At 34.7% G+C, this 19,047-nt stretch carries 18 protein-coding genes and 1 pseudogene; 9 read left to right on the top strand and 10 right to left on the bottom strand.

From position 1 onward, the window contains the following. Positions 1–40 precede the first annotated feature (40 nt). The 3 genes from C245_RS0108705 to C245_RS0108695 all read left to right on the top strand — a co-directional run bounded on the left by C245_RS0108705 (position 41) and on the right by C245_RS0108695 (position 3,521). Positions 41–724, top strand: a complete 684-nt coding sequence (locus tag C245_RS0108705; RefSeq protein WP_017496206.1) for a response regulator transcription factor — start codon at positions 41–43, stop codon at positions 722–724. Between the two features lie 238 nt (positions 725–962). After that, on the top strand, positions 963–2,042 hold the full coding sequence (locus C245_RS0108700; RefSeq protein WP_017496205.1) for a cell wall metabolism sensor histidine kinase WalK: 1,080 nt from the start codon (positions 963–965) through the stop codon (positions 2,040–2,042). A gap of 174 nt (positions 2,043–2,216) precedes the next feature. After that, positions 2,217–3,521 carry a porin gene (locus C245_RS0108695; protein WP_017496204.1) on the top strand — a complete coding sequence of 435 codons (1,305 nt, stop codon included), beginning with the start codon at positions 2,217–2,219 and terminating at the stop codon, positions 3,519–3,521. Here C245_RS0108695 and C245_RS0108690 read toward each other — a convergent pair. The 6 genes and pseudogenes from C245_RS0108690 to C245_RS24540 all read right to left on the bottom strand — a co-directional run bounded on the left by C245_RS0108690 (position 3,518) and on the right by C245_RS24540 (position 9,433). Next, entirely contained in the window at positions 3,518–4,594 is a 1,077-nt protein-coding gene (locus C245_RS0108690) for a glycosyltransferase (protein WP_017496203.1), read from the bottom strand. The genes C245_RS0108695 and C245_RS0108690 overlap by 4 nt on opposite strands. 239 nt (positions 4,595–4,833) lie before the next feature. Then, positions 4,834–5,010, bottom strand: a complete 177-nt coding sequence (locus tag C245_RS24545) for a hypothetical protein (protein ID WP_017496202.1) — start codon at positions 5,008–5,010, stop codon at positions 4,834–4,836. Continuing rightward, positions 4,958–5,404, bottom strand: a complete 447-nt coding sequence (locus C245_RS0108680) for a hypothetical protein (protein ID WP_017496201.1) — start codon at positions 5,402–5,404, stop codon at positions 4,958–4,960. The genes C245_RS24545 and C245_RS0108680 overlap by 53 nt, the downstream gene beginning before the upstream one ends. A gap of 63 nt (positions 5,405–5,467) precedes the next feature. After that, positions 5,468–8,898: pseudogene (locus tag C245_RS22815) on the bottom strand (hypothetical protein). An 89-nt stretch (positions 8,899–8,987) separates the two neighbouring features. Next, a complete protein-coding gene (locus C245_RS24245) occupies positions 8,988–9,158 on the bottom strand; it encodes a hypothetical protein (RefSeq protein ID WP_017496200.1) in 171 nt (56 codons plus the stop codon). Positions 9,159–9,208: 50 nt separating this feature from the next. After that, positions 9,209–9,433 (bottom strand): DUF5808 domain-containing protein, encoded by a 225-nt coding sequence (locus C245_RS24540; RefSeq protein WP_017496199.1) that lies wholly within the window; start codon positions 9,431–9,433, stop codon positions 9,209–9,211. Positions 9,434–9,813: 380 nt separating this feature from the next. Here C245_RS24540 and C245_RS0108660 point away from each other — a divergent pair, with 380 nt between their 5' ends. From C245_RS0108660 to C245_RS0108650, 3 genes are all read left to right on the top strand, one after another. Next, complete coding sequence (locus C245_RS0108660; RefSeq protein ID WP_017496198.1) at positions 9,814–10,146, top strand: helix-turn-helix transcriptional regulator; 333 nt, start codon at positions 9,814–9,816, stop codon at positions 10,144–10,146. Positions 10,147–10,227: 81 nt separating this feature from the next. Next, a complete protein-coding gene (locus tag C245_RS0108655; protein WP_017496197.1) occupies positions 10,228–11,301 on the top strand; it encodes an AraC family transcriptional regulator in 1,074 nt (357 codons plus the stop codon). Between the two features lie 102 nt (positions 11,302–11,403). Then, positions 11,404–13,575: a TonB-dependent receptor domain-containing protein gene (locus C245_RS0108650; protein WP_017496196.1), complete on the top strand. Its 2,172-nt coding sequence runs from the start codon at positions 11,404–11,406 to the stop codon at positions 13,573–13,575. A gap of 50 nt (positions 13,576–13,625) precedes the next feature. Here the strand turns inward: C245_RS0108650 and C245_RS0108645 are convergent, their stop codons facing one another. Beyond that, positions 13,626–14,120 (bottom strand): hypothetical protein, encoded by a 495-nt coding sequence (locus tag C245_RS0108645; RefSeq protein WP_157495801.1) that lies wholly within the window; start codon positions 14,118–14,120, stop codon positions 13,626–13,628. Positions 14,121–14,272: 152 nt separating this feature from the next. Between C245_RS0108645 and C245_RS0108640 the strand changes: the two genes are divergently transcribed. Further along, positions 14,273–14,500: a helix-turn-helix transcriptional regulator gene (locus tag C245_RS0108640; protein WP_017496194.1), complete on the top strand. Its 228-nt coding sequence runs from the start codon at positions 14,273–14,275 to the stop codon at positions 14,498–14,500. A gap of 193 nt (positions 14,501–14,693) precedes the next feature. Here the strand turns inward: C245_RS0108640 and C245_RS0108630 are convergent, their stop codons facing one another. Together C245_RS0108630 and C245_RS0108625 are read right to left on the bottom strand one after the other, a co-directional pair. Next, positions 14,694–15,953 (bottom strand): aspartate kinase, encoded by a 1,260-nt coding sequence (locus C245_RS0108630; RefSeq protein ID WP_026109956.1) that lies wholly within the window; start codon positions 15,951–15,953, stop codon positions 14,694–14,696. A gap of 116 nt (positions 15,954–16,069) precedes the next feature. After that, positions 16,070–16,558: a GNAT family N-acetyltransferase gene (locus C245_RS0108625; protein WP_017496191.1), complete on the bottom strand. Its 489-nt coding sequence runs from the start codon at positions 16,556–16,558 to the stop codon at positions 16,070–16,072. Between the two features lie 171 nt (positions 16,559–16,729). On the opposite strand from C245_RS0108625, the gene fbp reads away from it, so the two are divergent. Next, positions 16,730–17,737: a class 1 fructose-bisphosphatase gene (gene fbp, locus C245_RS0108620; RefSeq protein WP_017496190.1), complete on the top strand. Its 1,008-nt coding sequence runs from the start codon at positions 16,730–16,732 to the stop codon at positions 17,735–17,737. 108 nt (positions 17,738–17,845) lie between these two features. Here fbp and C245_RS0108615 read toward each other — a convergent pair whose 3' ends face one another. Further along, entirely contained in the window at positions 17,846–18,277 is a 432-nt protein-coding gene (locus tag C245_RS0108615) for a TerB family tellurite resistance protein (RefSeq protein ID WP_017496189.1), read from the bottom strand. Positions 18,278–18,448: 171 nt separating this feature from the next. Between C245_RS0108615 and C245_RS0108610 the strand changes: the two genes are divergently transcribed. Continuing rightward, positions 18,449–19,042, top strand: coding sequence for a HupE/UreJ family protein (locus C245_RS0108610; RefSeq protein WP_017496188.1), 594 nt, complete (start codon positions 18,449–18,451; stop codon positions 19,040–19,042). Positions 19,043–19,047 lie beyond the last annotated feature (5 nt).

Below are 19,047 nucleotides of genomic sequence, written 5' to 3'. Positions count from 1 at the left end.
TAAAGAAAATTTGATGTAAAAATCTCAATTTTTGCTATTTATGAAAAAAACACAAACCAAGATTTTACTAGTTGACGATGAACCAGATATCTTAGAAATCGTTGGCTATAACCTTGCTCAGGAAGGCTACCAGATTGTAACTGCTTCTAACGGAAAAGAAGCAATTGCAAAGGCTCAGAAAGAATTGCCGGAATTGATTATTATGGATGTAATGATGGCAGAAATGGATGGAATGGAAGCTTGCGAACACATTAGAAAAATTCCCGAATTAAATAATGTTATCATAACATTCCTTACGGCAAGAAGTGAAGATTATTCACAAGTAGCTGGTTTTGACGCAGGTGCAGATGATTATATTACCAAGCCAATAAAACCGAAATTATTGGTCTCCAAAGTAAAGGCGCTGTTAAGAAGGTTAAAAGAACAAGAAGTCGTAAGTGATACCTTAAATGTAGGCGGAATAGAGATTAACCGTGAAGAATACAAGATCATTAAAGGTAACGTTGAGATTGCCTTACCAAGAAAAGAATTTGAATTGTTTTACCTGTTAGCCTCAAAACCGGGGAAAGTTTTTAAAAGAGACGAAATTCTCGATAAAGTCTGGGGGAATGAAGTGGTAGTAGGAGGAAGAACGATTGATGTTCATATTCGAAAACTTCGTGAAAAAATTGGAGAAGACCTTTTTAAAACCATAAAAGGAGTGGGGTATAAATTTGAAGTTTAGATTTTTAAGGTGCTGAGGTTCTGAGAAGTTAAGTTACTAAGAACTTTAGTCAGGATCTAAATTCATTCAAATTGTTTTAAAATATTCAATACATTTAAACCATATAAGAATTGAAGTTTATGTAATCTTCATTTTCTTATATGGTTTTTGAGTTATTCCTTTTTTGCTTTTGCCCGAAAGAATAGAACTCAAAAACAGAACTTAATTTTCTTAATCTCTTAATGATCCAATAATTTCAATGAAAATTAATTTTAAAAAAACATACAAATTTGCTGTAAAGTCAGCATTATACATAAGTCTTTTTGCAACAGGATTTGTGATGATTTTGATGTCTTTGTTTTATAAAAACCAATTGAAGTATCAATTTGCATTCGCCATAATCTTTATAATATCCATTTATGCGTTTTCGTTCCTGGTCTTGCAATACCGTGTGGAGCGTTTTATTTACAGAAGAGTCAAGAAGATATACGATGAGGTTTCATTATTAGAGACAACAACATTGATCAATCAGCCTATAACTACTGATATGGAAACGCTTTCACGCGAGGTGAAAAAGTTTGCCACCGATAAAAAGCTGGAAATTGAAATGCTGGAAATCAGGGAGCAATACCGCCGTGAGTTTCTTGGAAATGTTTCGCATGAGCTGAAAACACCTTTGTTTACGGTTCAGGGTTATGTTTCAACTTTGCTGGATGGCGCTATGGAAGATAAGAACATTCGAAAAAAATATTTAAAGCGAGCGGAGAAAGGTGTTGAGCGATTGATTTATATCGTTGAAGATCTGGACATGATCACCAAATTAGAATCAGGAGATCTGGATTTAATCATGAGCGATTTTGATATTGTAGAACTGATTCAAAACGTTTTCGATTTATTGGAGATGAAAGCCGACAAAAAGAAAATTAAACTGGCTTTTGAAAGTAAGAACATTAAGTCAGTAATCATTCGCGGAGATAAAGACAGAATTCAGCAAGTTCTGGAAAACCTGATCGTGAACTCTATTAAGTACGGTAAAGAAGGTGGTTTGACTGAGGTGGGAGTTGTTAACCTAACCAAGAAAAAAGTACTGATCCGTATTAGTGATAATGGTGAAGGTGTTGAAAAACAAAATATTCCGAGACTTTTTGAACGCTTTTACAGAGTCGATAAAAGTGGAACCCGTTCAGAAGGCGGTTCCGGATTAGGATTGGCTATTGTGAAGCACATTATTGAAGCACATAAAGAGAAAGTATATGTAGAAAGTGAGTTCGGAATTGGTTCTGAGTTCTCTTTTACGCTTGAAAAAGCAAATAAAACAGTAAAAGCCGAAGTTAAATAATTGTAAGCTTGTTGGAGTGAAGTGCCGTGAAATCTAGTGTTTTAACACTAATGAAATTTACGTAACCATTTCGAAACAATTCCTTTTTGTTATAGTAACACCTTGTTAATGATATCTTAACATAGGTGATGGATCTTTGCATTCGAAAAATTAAGGGATCAGAAAACAAAAAGAATGAAAATAAGACTAATAGCAATTCTGTTGCTAATTACCTGTGTATCAAAAGCGCAGGATTTAAGTAAAGAAGAGGTAAAAAAAGAAGTAGTACGTCTTCTTGATTCAATCAACAAAGCAAAACTGCCGGATACTGAATCCGAAAAGAATAATGATGAAACGGATAAAGATCGTTGGTACGATAAGATTTCTTTAAGAGGTTATGCACAGATACGATACAACGGTTTGTTTTCTACAAATGATAAAGTATCGTGTGATCAGTGCGACAGATCATGGGGGACAACTTCTACGGCCCCGGATGCAAAAGCAAACAATGGTTTATTTATCAGACGTGCACGTTTAGTGTTTTCCGGTCAGGTTCATCCAAATGTATTTTTCTATTTTCAACCTGATTTTGCGAGTTCTCCGGTTACAGGAGTTCAGAATTTTGTTCAGGTTCGGGATCTATATTTTGACCTTTCTTTTGATAAAAAGAGAGAGTACAGATTACGTGTCGGGCAAAGTAAAATACCATACGGTTTCGAGAATATGCAGTCAAGCGGACAGCGTTTAACTTTAGATAGAAACGATGCGTTGAACAGTGCCATATTAAACGAACGTGATTTAGGAATGTTCTTTTACTGGGCACCGGCTAAAATTAGAGAGCGTTTTGAAATGTTGGTAAAAGATGGTTACAAAGGATCAGGTGATTATGGTGTTTTCGCTTTTGGAGTTTACAATGGGCAGATTGCGAATAGATTAGATGGGAACAGAGATTTGAATGTGGTGGCAAGAGTAACGTACCCATTTGTAATTGGAAGTCAGATTATCGAACCCGGAATTCAGGCTTACGCCGGAAAATGGGCTTTTTCAGGTGAAATTTCATCAGGAGTTAAAGTGAACAATTCGCAGCACGTAAAAGATCAAAGGGTAGGAGCAACTTTTGTATTGTATCCAAGACCTTTTGGAATTCAGACAGAGTACAATATCGGAAAAGGTCCAAGATACAATTCAGTAACTAACGCAGTCGATGAAACAGATCTGGACGGTGGTTATGTATTACTGAACTACAAATTAGATATTAAAAAACAAGTTATTTATCCTTTCGCCAAATTTCAATATTACGACGGAGGGAAGAAATATGAGAAAGATGCCAGAAGTTATGTCGTTAGAGATTATGAATTTGGTATAGAATGGCAGCCTCTAAAAGCCTTTGAACTTACGGCGGAATATGTGATTGCCGACAGAACTTTCCAGGACAGTGCACTTCCTGTGAACAGACAGCAAGGAAACTTATTGCGTTTGCAGGCACAGTTTAACTTCTAGTTTTCATCCTCAAAAACGGTAAACAGAGTATCCCAGTCTATCGTATCGTTAAATTGAGTCAGACCTTTAAACGACTTTACTTTTGAAAGATCTTCAATCGTAAAGTCGTCTTGCATTGCATAAGGTACTAAATTTTCCTTCTGAAGCTTTATGGCCAGATATTCCTGCTCGTATTGCCCCGGGGTTGGAATAAAAAAGGCTTTCTTGCCTAATTTTGCCAAATCCATAACGGTCGTGTAACCGGAGCGGCATAAGACAAATTCACTTTCGTTAAAAGTCTGTTCCAGCTGTTTAGAGTTCATGAAATTATAATACGTAACATTTCCGGCTTGCCATTTGGTTTGTATTTTTTCCACAATACCCTGAACAAACACTACTTTACCTTTATAATTGACAACTTCTTTCTGTAATTTTTCGTCCAAAAAAGTACGCTGAGGTTCAGGTCCTGATAGGATAATCATCAGATCATATACTTTTGGAGTGTCCTTTTTACGCATTCTGCTCAATGGACCAATATATTTTAATTTTAGATCATCCGTTTTAAGATGCCCCAGTTCTCCGGTTAGATTTACCGTGTCATTGGTGTCCGGAACCCAGCACTCTGTGTATTTTTTTATGATATGCTGATGGCATTTACTGGTGAACCAGGTGGTGTTCCCGGTCATGACATTCAATTGATGTGTCATAAATACGGAAGGAACTTTTTTACTGAAAACCCCCAATCGGTTATCCGAAATAATACCGTCTATTCCGTGTTTTTTGATCCAGCTTTTTACGATTTTTTTTTCGTCAAGGATGGCAACAATCATTTTTGGCAGGTTTTTAATCAGCTTCCATTTGAAGTTTTTAGCATTCTTGGCGTATTCGATATGATAAGATGGTAATTCAAGGGTTTGAATGTATGGAAACTCTTTTCGTAACAATGCTAACGCAACACCGTCAGAAGCAATTATCGGGATGTAATTGTTTTCCTGAAGCGCTTTTATAATAGGGATGCATCTTGTCGCATGACCTAATCCCCAGTTTAATGGAGCAACTAAAATTGTTTTGTTCGCAGAATAGTCAATGCTCATAGTGTAACACTTTTTAAAAACGAAGATAAAGAAATATGCTTTTTATGTTATTTGATACGTATTACTAAATTATTAACTCTATAAGGGTCTTCAGCCCATATAATTCGTTGTTTAGGTTTTGGAATTAGTAGTGTTTGGAAGGAAAAGTTACTTGTATGTTAACGAATATTTGGTTTCTCAATAAACAAAAAAAAGGAGTTACTGTAAGTAACCCCTTTCAGATATTGGTAAAAGGAACTTTAATCCTGAATATAGGTTTTGTTTCCATTTTTATTAATGTAGTATTTACCGCCTTTTGGTCCGGTATATACTTTTTTCCCATTGTATTCGCCAGTTACTTTATCGGCTACTTTTGGAGCTTTTTCATTCGTTTCTTTTATTGTTTTCGAAACTGTTTTTTTTGTCAGCAGTGGCATCTTTTTGTGCTGCTTTTGAAGCTTCAGTTGCTTTTGCTGCTGTTTTTGTAGCGTCAGCTTTTACACCGGCGGCTTTTGTGCTTGCCGCTTTGTCAGCAGTTTTTGTTGCTTTGGCAGCTTCACTTTTTGCTTTAGTGGCCTGCTTTTCGGCGGTTTTTTTAGCAGCACTTGCAGATTCTTTTGTGGCTTTTGTTGCTGCATCGCCGGCATCTTTAGCGGCTTTTTTAGATTTTGCAGTTTCTTTTTTAGCATCGGCTGTTGCTTTGTCGGCTTCTGCTTTTTTCTTTTTCGCAGCAGCTTCGGTTTTGCTTTTCGCTGCTTTTGTAATTGACTCTTGTCCATAGAAATTAGAAGACAGAAGAACTACAAAACAAAGTACTAATAATTTTTTCATAATGTTACAAGTTTAAATTCCTACTAAAATTAAACAATTTATGAATATGATTTTCGTAAAGTGTTAAAAATAAGCTCGGAGCTGTACATTTCCGGTGTGAACCACCGAGCCTGTCTCACTTTTTCGTCCCTGATAATTTAAATTCACATCTAAAAACTGTGTGATGTTTTTTTGTAAAAGAAACTTCCACACCAGGTTTTGTCCGGCCTGTAGTCCTTCCAGCATTTGAAATCCTACTGATGAAAATTCATTTCCTCTGAATTTATTCTGGTAAAAAGAAAATTCTCCGTTTACCGTTATTTTTTTCTCTCCCGCAAATGAAAAAGAAGTTCCCAATCGATTTTGAACCAGAGTTTCAAAATTTCCTATCTGATTCTCTTTATTCTGAAATTCAAAAAAGAAATCCAGACTGGTGTTTTTTGAGAACAAGTAACTCACTTTGGGAGCCATTTGGTAGCCCGTGATAGCATAGTTTTTTTCGACAAAATCTTCAGAAACCAGGTCGGTTTTAATCGTTTTGGTAAATAAGTTAAACAGCCAGCTTTTTTGATACAAATGGGTGTATTGCAATTGATGTGAATTGTTTTGAACATTTTGCGATCCAATCGAAAGCAGGTTTTTACCTTTATTGACCAAATAAGTATAGGTAACGGAATGTTTTTGTTTGCCCCGGTTGTAGTACAAACTATTTCTGAAACTCGAATTAAGGCCCAGAATATTTTCTTCTGAAGAATAAAACGGATTCAATTCCAGACGCTCTCCCTGACTTTTTACTTTCCGATCCATAATAAAGGATGTCTGATTGTAAAAATAAGACAGGAGTTTTTTGAAACCGGTTTCGTTCTGCCACTGCAATGGATTTAATGCCACAGATTGGGAGAACCTATTTTGATTGGTTTTGATGTAGACTCGATTCGGCAGAAAGATTCGGATGTATCGAGCCTGATCGGGAAAGGCAGCAATTTCAAATTCTTCGAGTTCCTGAATTCCGTTTCCGTTGTAATCGTTCCAGGTATAAACACCCTGACCCGTCGGAACTTCAATATAGGTAAATTCCTGTTGGGCAATCGTTCCCGAACTGGTTTCATAGGTGGTTCCAATTTGCAATAGTTGATTAAAAAAACGATCGTTATAAAGTATTCTGGAGTTTAACGAAGGTTCATTTTTTCGGGAAGCATCTGTAAAATCCAATTTGCGATAGCTGGCATATACGGCCAGATCCGTTTTCTTATTCTGAATTAATTTTGATTTTAAAAAGTAAGTTTGAGAATTGTTTACATGTTGTAAAAATCCGTTTTGCAAACTATCGTTTCGACGTTGCAAATAACCAATTTCAACAAAAACTTTAGTGCTGTCACCACGGCCAATAAAAGCACCAAACTCTGAAAATCTTTGGCTTAAAGCCGAAAACTGATTAGTGATTTTATTCTTCTGCTGATTGTCTTCAAGCTGCATACTTGCGCCGACCCAGTTTTTACCAAAATGATATTTAGTTCGGGTTTGATTCCGAATAAATTTTGAAGTAGAATTTATAGCATCTGAATTCAGGAAGCTGCCCCTGTTTTCGATCGTCCATTGCTGTAATTTAAAAAGTGCTGTTGAGGTGTGACGCGATCCGGAATAACTTTCGGAGTAATCTAACTTCTCAAATTGATAGGTAAACAATCCAATATTGGAGGTCTCTTTTTTGGCAAATAAATCAAAATTTAGTCCTGTGATCAACATGTTTTGGTTCCCCAAAAGTATCTCGTTTAAATTCCAGTCGCGGTTGAATTCGATATTGTACAAACGCTCAACAGACCTAAAATCTTCCTGAACGAATTGATAGTTTGCAAAGGCATCCAAGGACCAGCTTCGTGTAAAAAGACGTTTTTTGATGTTGGCTTTAACAGCGATACCGTCATTATTAGCATCATCTATTTTAGAGAACAGGTTTTTGTCGTTGTTGCTTACTGCAATCTCAAAGTCTACTAGGGTCTTTTCGTCCGGATTGTATTTTCCTAAAAAGGTCGCTACCTGCAATTTTATAGGTGCGATCAGATTTACAAGTGGTTCGTAATTTCCTTGTAAAATTCCGTTAACAGGAGCTACATATTCATAAATGCGTTCTACCGAATTGTTGTTCTGAATGATGTAATTACCCGTATTGTTTCCGACAAGACTAAATTTTACGTTGTATAAAACAGTGCTCGCATCTTTTGAGTATTCATAAATTTCGACAGAATTGACTAATTTTTTTTGTAAAGTATTTTAGTATCGGCATAGGTGTCTTCATACGCCGAAGGGGCTTTCATTAAATTCGGATCATCTCCGGCCTGGCTTAAAATCTGAACCTGCTCTTTTGAAAGATTCTGCTGCAAGGGCTGATTCTTCATGTCGTTTTCAGAATAGAGATAACCGCCAAAACTCCAGTTTTTGCTTTCGTGAGTTCCGCCTGCGTAGGTCACAAGTCTGTTGTAATTTCGTTCAGAATATTGGTACTCTACATTAATTCGCATTTCGGACGTAATCGTAAAAAGAGAAGTGAAAGTAATTTCACCGGCATTATAGTCGATCACATAATCGTTGTTTTCTCCGCGTTTCAGTAAAACACCATTTACATAAACACGCTCAGAGCCTGAAATTACGAGAACATACAATTCACCATTTTGTCCTTTTAATTTATATGGTCCCTGATTTCCTTCCTGGCCTGTAAAAGTACTTTTGGCATATTGTCCCTTTACAAAAGCCACCGAAGCAAAAATGTTGGTTTTGTTCTCGCCTGTGCCAAAATTAAAATTGGCCGAAAGCCCCTGAACTTTTTTATTGAAATTTAAAAACTGAGTTTTTCTGTTCTCTAAAAAAACATCTCCGGCCCTGATGTTCCAGTCGTCTGTGAAAAGTTCCATGAAGATATTATCAAACTGATCCAGTTTTTGAGAGTAACCGCCATCCTGAAGCGGGATATTGCTGTCTTGTAAGGAGGCCCGTAAACTAATTTTGTCGGATATTTTTCCTGTGATCTGCAAATCCAGATTGGAATTTAGAACTGTATTTTGGTTGTTTCCAACGGTTACCCCTCTTGTAATACTTCCGGATGTATTTAAACCATCAAACGGAGTGACTTTTTTAGCGACAGCATTATCAATTTTATACAGTTTTTCAGTGCCAATGTCGTTGGATACGACCTGATTTGATTTGTATAAGGTATATTCCCTAGTGAGAAAATCGGGGTACTTTAAATAATTGACTAATAAAGTATCACCTGTTGTGACAAGTTTTTCATTGAGGAGTAAAGTACCTTTTTTAAAATCAACTTTATAAAAGGCAGAATCGAGAGGTTCGTTTTTGGTATTGAAAAGCTGAAAGAATCCCGAATTGATACTTACTTCTTCAAGATGAATAGTATCCCGGCTGGCAATTATTTTCCTGGTTTTGTACGATGATACCGTTTCCTGTGCCTGAAGCCCGGAAAACCAGATAAAAATAGTAAGAACCAGTAATTTTTTCAACATAAATACTTTAACTCTCAAAAATCAAAAGTAGTATTTATAATTGGGAAATAAAGAGTCAGTAATTCAGACTAACTCATGATTGATCAGCGTTATCTCCCGCTTCTGATCTGACAGCACATCGTCATAAAAATAGAAAGTGCTAAAACAAGAGCGGTTCCCGTTTTGATCATGCTGCCGGCACGTTCTGAATTGTAAAAGAAGTAGGCCAGATAAAGACAGCTTATAACAGCAATGCTGTATTTGAGTATAAAAAGTTTCATGTTTTTAAGGGTGATTTAAAAATAATAATCAGCTGTTTTGAGCTCAGGTACTAAGAGTTTCTTGTGAAAATTAGTAGTACAGCGATTATTGCTATGGCGGTGCATATTGAATTTGGGGTTGCAAAATTTATGGTCCACCCAAGTTGTTTAATTTTTTTTGGAGGGAACAATCTTTTATCCAGAGGATTGTAATAAAAAAATTCCCAAATCCAATTGTTTGGATCGCGGTTCCAGTTGTTTTGGGTTTCTTTTGTAGGTTTAGTATTGAAATCCATTATTTTAGAGGGTTAAGTTTTTATCAGAGGAGGGGGATTTTGATAAAATGATTTAACTGTTTTTTCTACTAAAGCGATATCCTAATGCTATAATAATGATCAAAAGGCAGAGAAATAAGACTGGTCGGGTCATGGTTTTTTGGGTTTAGTGTTTTTTGGTGTTAATCAAATTCCTGTGCGTGGTTAAGCTCAAGAAATTATTTATTTGTTTTTCGGTGGCGCTAATTTAGCATTTTGTAAGGTTCTCTATTATGTGATTATCGGGTATTTTTAATAAGAAATTGGCATATGTTTTTTTATTCTAAAAATAATTTGTTTTTTGTGAGTATATATGTGTAAAAGTGTCCTCTATTGTTTAGGACGGAAAAATTTGCTAAATTATGAATGTAATTGTAGGAAACAAGCTTAAAATACTTCGGAAAAATAAGAGAATGTCACAGGAAGAAGTGGCAGATTTTCTTCATATCTCACAATCAGCATATGCCAGAATGGAAAGTGGTGAAAGCAGTTCATGGGCGAATCATATTTTAAGAATCTGCGAAATTTTTGAGATAATTCCCGAGGATTTATTGAAAGTTGAACATAAAAAACAGGATCTGAATGGAGAGGGTTCCTCCACTACCACCGCTCATTTATCGGGTAAAATAATTGAGGAATATGAAGAACGTATAAAAGAGTTGAAACAAACCATTCGCGATCTGAAGAAGGTGTAGTTTTTATTTTAAGAAAGAGAAGAAAAGTAGTTAAAATAGTATTTTTTTTTAGCTTTGCACGGAATGTAACAACCTTAAACAATGGATTCCAGTAAAGAACTTTTATTCTTTTTTAGTGCATTAGGAGCTTTTAACGGAATTATCTTAAGCATCTATTTCTTCTTTTTTACTAAAAAAAGATTTCTTACAAACTACTTTTTAGGAGGCCTTTTGTTCGCTTTAAGTATACGAATCGCAAAATCAGTATTTGTTTATTTTAATCCAACTTTACCCAAAATGTATTTGCAGATTGGGCTAACAGCTTGCTTTTTCATAGGTCCTTGTTTGTACTTTTTTCTAAAATCAGCTGTAGACGAAATAAATGTAATGCCAAAATCCTGGAAACTCACGCTTCTATTTTGGGGGATTCTTAGTGTTTTAGTTGGTGTTATTTTTCCTTATGAATATTATCCGGAACTTTGGAGTTTTCGTTTTATCAGAATTATTTATCTGCAATGGTTTATTTATATTGTTTTTTCAGGGTTTACCATTAAAGCAATTCTGAAAAAAATCTTTAGCAGAAAAGAGAAAACGTCTCCATCTGAAATGTGGTTTGGAATGCTCTTTTTAGGTATCCTTTTACTTTTCGTTTTTTATTTTCTTGCTTTAATTGGAGCACCGGCCGCAATTTATATCAGCGGTGCAGTTGTTTTTTCTTTTATTCTATACTTAGTGGTATCAATCCTTTTGTATCGAAAGAGGTCTGATGATTTATTTCTGTTAAATGGTACAAAAGGTGCTGTAAAAAAAATAGATACTGAAGAGGCAGGAGTTTTATCTCAGAAGTTAGAAAGTGTAATGAATGAAAAAGCATTGTATAAAAATCCAAATCTTTCACTGCAAGACCTGGCTAAAGAGGTCAATATTACAAGCCATCAATTATCACAGTTTTTAAATAATAATTTAGGTAAGAACTTTACCAGTTTTGTAAATGAATTCAGAATTAGAGAGGCCCGCGAAATTATAATTTCAAATGATAAGCTTACTTTAGAAGCTATTGGTTACGATGTTGGTTTTAATTCCAAATCGACATTTTTTGCGACATTTAAAAAGTATACCGGAAAAACACCTTCTTATTATCAAAGTACAGATTTTAGAAACTCAAACCAAGTGTGAATTTATAAAATTGTACTCCTGATTTCTATTTTGAAGATCTCATAACGTGATTTACTGCTGACTTTTGTTCCAATAAAAGTCAAATTTTAATTACCACAAACGATGAGATCTGTTGTTACTCTTTATTCCTGTTTTTTATTTTTCTGTTCTATAAGCTCAAAAGCACAATCTAAACCAACAAATCAAGATAAGGTTTTAGATCAGAGTGATGAGTTAAAGGAAGTGGTCATAAAAAGCCAGCCGTCATTGATAAAGCATGGAGCAAACGGAAGTGTTGAGGTTCAGGTCGCAAATACATTACTTTCCACCAGTAGTTCTGTTATTGAATTATTAGGAAGAGCTCCAAATGTTATTGTAGCTGATGGACAAGTTAGTGTGCTAGGTAAAGGTGAAGCAATTATTTATCTCAATGGAATTCTGATTAACTACGAGAGATTTGCTGCAATTCCAGTTTCTCAAATTTTGAAGATTGAAGTTGTTTCCAATCCTTCCTCAAAATATGATGCCGAAGGAAAAGCAGTGATCAATATTGTAACCAAAAAGAATATTGATAGTGGGATAATGGGATCGGCAAGTCAGCAAATTACCGTTTCAAAGTTTGCCGGAACCAGTACCAATACACTGCTTGATTTTAATTATACAAAAGGCAAATTCTCTTTTATAACCAATTATGGTTTGCAATTAGGAAAAGGAAGGGAATTGTTATATACCACAAGAACAAGATCCAATACCGACGAGTATATGCAATCAAAACTGACTACAGATTGGCAAAGACAATTTAACAATTATTCTAATTTTGGATTTGGATTACAATATACCTTCTCGGACAAGCAGTACATTACGTTGGGGTATAGCAGTAATGTTGCAGATCTAGGGGGAGCGGTAAAAAGTCGAAATGCAATAACAAATAACATTGGCAGTAGCCTTTACAGTACTAACATTTCTAAAAATGATGTGTTGTTAAATCAGTTCATTAATTTAAATTATAATGTGGTAACGGATGATCAGGGTTCGTCATTATTTGTGGGCACTCAATATTCTAATTATAATGGAAATGTTAAGGATTTCATTGATGAAAATGGCCTGGTCGATAGCTTTCTGACTGAAAAATATTTAAAGAACAATGTAGAAAATACCACAAATATTACAAGCATACAGTCAGATTATGCTAAAAAAATCGATGAAGATACAACATTAGAAATGGGAGCTAAATTTAGCTACGCTGTGATTAATTCTGAAACGAATTTTCTGGTATCGAAAGTAAAAGAAGGCGATTTTGAAGTGGACACTGGGCTTTCAAGTGATTTTAAATACGATGAAAAAATTGGTGCCGCTTATTTTAGTTACCTGTCATCATTAAGTGAAAAGTTTAGTTATTCGCTTGGCGCCCGTGGTGAATGGACCAATTACGATTTGCGTACCAATGCGAACGGAAATCAGGAATTTAAAAAAAGTTATGCGAATCTTTTTCCAAACGTTCTGTTGAATATGAAGGTTTCGGATGAATTAAAAGCACATGTTTCCTATGTCTCCAGAATAACAAGACCGCGGTATCAGTCTTTAAATCCATTTGTTATTTACCAGGATCCTTTTACGACCATAGAAGGAAATCCTGATTTGTTGCCGGAAAAAGTTCATGCTTTTGAAATTGGCGCATTCTACAGAAAATTCGATTTTAAAATAGGATATACACATAAAACAGATCCTATATCCGGAGCTGCTTTGCGAGGAGATAATCCGAACAGTTATATATTAAGATCGATAAATTTTGATAGAGAAAATACTTTTTTTGCTTCTCTTTCAAGATCGTTCAAGAATAAAATTTGGAGTTCTGTAAATACGGTAAGTGTCAGTTATAGCAAAGCGGTTGATCATAAATATTCGTATGAATTTGGCGCTGTAAAACCACAGTTGTATTTGTATTCGAACAATACGATTACAATCCCCAATCTTTTCAAAATTCAGCTGCTTGCCTGGTATTTGGGAGACAGAAGTTACGGATTGGGTCATGATGATGATCGGTCGACAGTAACTATTGGAATTGAAAGAAACTTTTTTGATGATGCTCTGAAATTAAATTTTACAGCCAATGACATCCTTCACAAATTTAGAACTTCCGGAAATTATAATGTTGGACAAACCGAAATCTATTATCACAGGACCTATACAACAAACTATTTCAGACTGGTTGCGACCTATACTTTTGGAAACTCAAAGAAACAGACGTTCAGGAAATTGAAAACAGAAGAAGTAGAGAATAACAGAGCAAGATGATTAAAAGTAAAAGCTTTACTTAATCAAGAGGAATAATCTTTTTCATGTTTTTATTTTATGGAGTTTTTTAACTGTATATTTTTTCTTTCTAATAGTAATTGTTTCATTTTTTCATCTCCGATTTGAGATCCTCGGTTTTTTAAGAAGTAGGGGTAAAATTTTTTCTTGTTGATTTTCAGTTCCGGATATTTTTGAAAAAGTTTTTCCTCAGCTGTTTTAAAAGCGATTAAATTGCGAATCCTATTTTCAAAGTCAACATATCCCGCTTTTTCTTTGGCTTTTGCAAAGTCTTTGAAATTTTTAAATTTATTTTGTTCTAAGTCTTCCGTGAATTTTTTATTTGAGGTTTGATTTACATTATCTCTGGGATATTTTATGATATCTTCCCAGTGCTTACTGTAGGCTTTATCCATTGACTCAAATAGAGGGTCGTTTTTTAATTCTTGTGAAATCTCTCCGTCTTTATTAATCATTTCATCTTTTGCACAGGATAAAAAAGTAAGAGATAACATTAAGATTAGCATTGCAAATGATTTGATTTTCATAGTGGAGCAGTTCTTAGTTAATGTAGAATTTTTCTTTTATTAAAGTTAAACTGCTTTCGGGGAAATTGTCAGCCGAAAATCGGTTATTTAAGGCCTGCTTTTAAATAATTGTAAAACAATTCCTATATTTATGCACAAGAAAGGTATCAATCATGAATAAGACTGTAGGGGAAAAATTAAAGATGCTGCGTAAAGCGAAAAATATGTCACAAGAAGAAGTAGCAGACAGTCTTCATATATCACCATCGGCTTATGCAAGAATGGAACGCGGAGAAAGTACTTCCTGGGCAGTTCATTTTAAAAGGATTTGCGAGGTTTTTGAAATAGCACCGGAAGAATTAGTCCGAGAAGAGATAGGGGTAAAACTTATGAGAGTTTGATGAATATTGATCAATTGATAGACTATTCTATGCTTGGTGTTTATCGAAAGATTATCAGAAAATACGAATTAGAGATTGAAGATCTTAAAAGTATAATTAAACATTTGAATAAAGGACAGGAATAAAAAAAGCTTCACCAGTAAAGTGAAGCTTTTTAAGTATATGAATTATATAATTAACGTATAATGCAGATTTAGTTAATTTCTTTAGTAACGATTTGCATCGTTTCGCGGCTTACTTGTTTTAATAAAACGGCTTTGTTTTCTTCTACCGTTTGTGCCGCTTGTTCTGTAAAATGACGAATGGTATACAAAGTCACATTCTCGCTAAATTCTACTTTGAATTTTTTCGAAAGAATGGCGTTCAGGTCATTAAAATTCCCAAATTTATCTTCCACACAAACCGAAAAACTAATGGCAGAATTCTGAATCAGATTTACTTTTATTTTAAATTGGTGAAACAAAGCAAAAATCTCGCTGATATTCTCTTCCATAATAAAAGAAAAATCAATCGAAGAAAGAGAAATTAAAAGTTGTTCTCTTTTTACGATAAAACAAGGATATTGCGGCTCCAAATCGACACCTTTAGAAACACAAGTCCCTTTTAAAAGTGGATTAACAAAAGATTTTACGTACAACGGAATTTCCTTTTTCTGTAAAGGCTGCAATGTTTTTGGGTGAATTACAGTAGCTCCATAGAAAGCCAGCTCGATCGCTTCACGATAAGAAATCTGGTTTAATAAACTTGCATTTTCAAAATAACGCGGATCGGCATTCATAACTCCCGGAACGTCTTTCCAAATTGTAACACTTTCTGCATTTAGGCAGTAGGCAAAAATTCCGGCAGTATAGTCAGAACCCTCACGACCTAAAGTGGTAGTAAAGTTGTTCTCATCGGCACCTAAGAATCCCTGAGTAATGTTTAGAACTTTACGAGGAACATTTTTACTGATGTTTTGTTGTGTAACCTCCCAGTCTACTTCAGCATCACGGTAGTTGGCATTGGTTTTGATAAAATTTCGAACATCCAGCCATTGCGTTTGAATGCCCATAAAATTCATAAAATGGCTTAAGATAGTCGTTGAAATCAATTCTCCGAAGCTCACAATCTGATCGTAAACAAAATTATAGTTTGGAGATTTATTGTGTGCCAGGAAATATTCCAATTCAGAGAATAGCGCTTTTACAGCAGTAAAAACAGCATGTTCTTCGTTCTCAAACAAATCCAGTAAAATTTGATTGTGGTATTTCTTTATTTCCTGTACGGATGAACTCAGTTCTGATGATTTATCAAAATAATTTTTGATTACTACTTCAAGAGCATTTGTCGTTTTTCCCATTGCGGAAACTACTAAAATCACATCTTCATAACCTACTTTTTGTAAAACGTCGTATACGTTTTTAATTCCTTCGGCATCTTTAACCGATGCTCCACCAAATTTAAATACTCTCATTTTTAATTTTAGATTTTTTATTTCAGATTTCAGACCGGATGAAATCTTGTATATGTTATCATTTTTCTGCCATGAATCTATATTAATTGATGAAATTCGTGGCAAAATATTGTTTTTTATAATTTTTCTAAAAACGAATTAATTCCCGTTTCGTCCATTTGGACAACTCTCCAGTCCTCAAGGATTTTTGCACCCGAATTCTCGTAGAATTTTACAGCAGGAGTATTCCAGTCCAGAACATTCCAATCGATTCTGAGAACATTATCCCGTTTTCCCTGTTTTATGATTTCGGCATAAAGTGCAGACCCTAAACCTGTACCTCTCATCTTTTCTTTAACGACCAAATCTTCAAGATGTATTGTTTTTCCTTTCCAGGTCGAGTATCGGTAATAGTAGAATGCAATTCCAACAATTTCTTTATGATTTTCGTCAGTATCAATTTCTGCAACAAACACATGAAACAGTGGTTTTTCACCAAAACCGTCACGTATTAAATCTGCTTCTGTAATCACTACGGCATTTGGTTCTTTTTCGAATATTGCCAACTCCTGTATTAATCCCAGAACCGATTTCATGTCTTCAGGATTCCCTTTTCTAATATTCATATATTCTTATTATTAAGCGTTTATTGGCTAAAAAAGTATTCTTTTGCTCAGTACTTTAGGGCTTTATTTAGCAAATATACAATAGTGGCAAACTAACGAAATAATTTTTAAACCATTCTCACAAAAAAAACGATATTTGTGACTTAAAAACAAAATTACAACGATTTAGTAATGGAAGAACGCAATAAAACACTGGGAGAGTTTATTATTGAGAACCAAAAAGCATTTCAATATTCGTCGGGGGAGCTTTCCCGAATTATCAATTCTATACGTTTGGCGGCCAAGGTCGTAAACTATAAAGTAAACAAAGCTGGATTGGTGGATATCATTGGCGCTGCAGGAGAGCAGAATGTTCAGGGTGAAGACCAGCAAAAATTAGATGTATATGCAAACGAAGTATTTATTCAGACGTTAATTAACCGTGAGATTGTCTGTGGTATTGCTTCAGAAGAAAACGACGATTTTATTACTGTTCAGGGGAGCGACAACAGTCATAATAATAAGTACGTGATCTTAATGGATCCGCTGGACGGATCTTCAAATATCGATGTGAATGTATCAGTGGGAACCATTTTTTCGGTTTTCAGAAGAATTACACCTATCGGAACTCCGGTTACAAGCGAGGATTTTTTACAACCGGGAGTCAATCAGGTAGCAGCAGGATATGTTATTTACGGAACGTCGACGATGTTGGTTTACACCACAGGTCATGGCGTAAACGGTTTTACCTTAAACCCGGCGATTGGAACATTCTATCTGTCACATCCTAATATGAAATTTCCGAAAAATGGAAATATCTATTCTGTAAACGAAGGGAATTATGTTCACTTTCCGCAAGGAGTGAAAAATTATATCAAATATTGTCAGAGAGAAGAAGAAGACAGACCTTATACTTCAAGATATATCGGAAGTTTAGTTTCTGATTTTCATCGAAATATGATCAAAGGCGGAATTTATATTTATCCAACCAGTTCAAAAGCACCAAAAGGAAAATTGAGATTGTTGTACGAATGTAATCCGATGGCTTTTATTGCAGAACAGGCAGGAGGAAAAGCAACAGATGGTTTTGGAAGAATTATGGAAATACAGCCAACTGAATTGCACCAAAGAGTTCCGTTTTTCTGCGGAAGTTACAACATGGTCGAAAAAGCAGAAGAGTTTATGGCGGAAACAGAGTAATCTCCGTTTTTGGTTTAATTTAAACCCGACAGGTTTTAAAAACTTGTCGGGTTTATATTTTATTTAGTTTTAACGATCAGTCTGAAAACTGAAAATTGCGACTGAATACTATTTATGCATGTGTTGCATTTCGTAAACAAAAGTATCACCGTCTACTTTTTTGTCGACTAATGATAATGCTTTAGAAATAATATAGTTTACGTTGCTTGGTGTAAAACCTAAAGCGATACCTAATTTTCGTAACATCACTTCTTGTTGGTCTTCAAGATGGTGATCTACGTGTACCATTCTTGTTAAATCATACAAACGCTCTAAACGCTGTACGTGCAAATAAGGAGGATTGATAGGGTATTTTAATGGGTCGTTAAGAATTTCTTCGTATTCAGTTTCTGAAATTTCTAAACGTGCAGCCAATTTGTCCAAGAAATTTTTTTCTTCAGGATGTACAATTCCATCAGCTAGTGCTACACGAACAATAGCAGAAAAGTGACCTTTGTTTCTTTGTTTGAATTCGCTATCAAATAAATCTGAAAATGACATAATTATGGTTTTTTTTATCCTACAAAGATAATTTTTATTTTAAATTATTAATTTTAAAGTTCTCATAAAATTTAACTTAATTTTTATCGGTTGTTTTAGTTTGGGACAGCTGTAATTGTTCAAAATAAATCGTAAGTTTACAACCCCTAATCATTATAATAGAGTACCCTTATGTCAGAATTTTGGATTTATTTTCAAATAGGATTAAAGCATGTTTTAGATATTAACGCTTATGATCACGTTCTTTTTTTAATTGCATTAACAACCCCTTATTTGTTTAAAGACTGGAAACGTATTTTGCTTCTTGTTTCTGTTTTTACAATTGGTCATACGCTGGCTTTATTGCTTTCTGTTTACGGAATTATTGCGATAAAAGTGAATACTGTTGAGTTTTTAATTCCCATAACGATTTTAATTACTGCAGTTTTTAATCTTTTAACAGCCGGAAAGAACTCTAAAAATGATGGTTTGAATGTAGTTTTTTTTGTGACCTTATTTTTTGGAATTATACACGGACTTGGATTCTCGAATTATTTCAAAACAATTTTAGGAGGATCACCTGGTTCAAAATTACTACCTTTAGGAGAATTTGCTTTAGGAATTGAAGCAGCACAACTGGTTGTGGTTTTTGTAGTTTTGATACTATCTTATATTGTGCAGACCATATTTCGTTTTTCAAAACGTGATTGGGCACTTGTAATGTCGGCTTTTGTTATCGGAGTGGTTATTCCTATGATTATTGAAAGCCCAATTTGGAACAGATAAAATAA

Source organism: Flavobacterium sp. WG21 (assembly GCF_000335775.1).
In the GTDB taxonomy this organism is placed as follows: Bacteria; Bacteroidota; Bacteroidia; order Flavobacteriales; family Flavobacteriaceae; genus Flavobacterium; species Flavobacterium tructae.
This window is presented reverse-complemented; position numbering and strand designations above follow the sequence as displayed.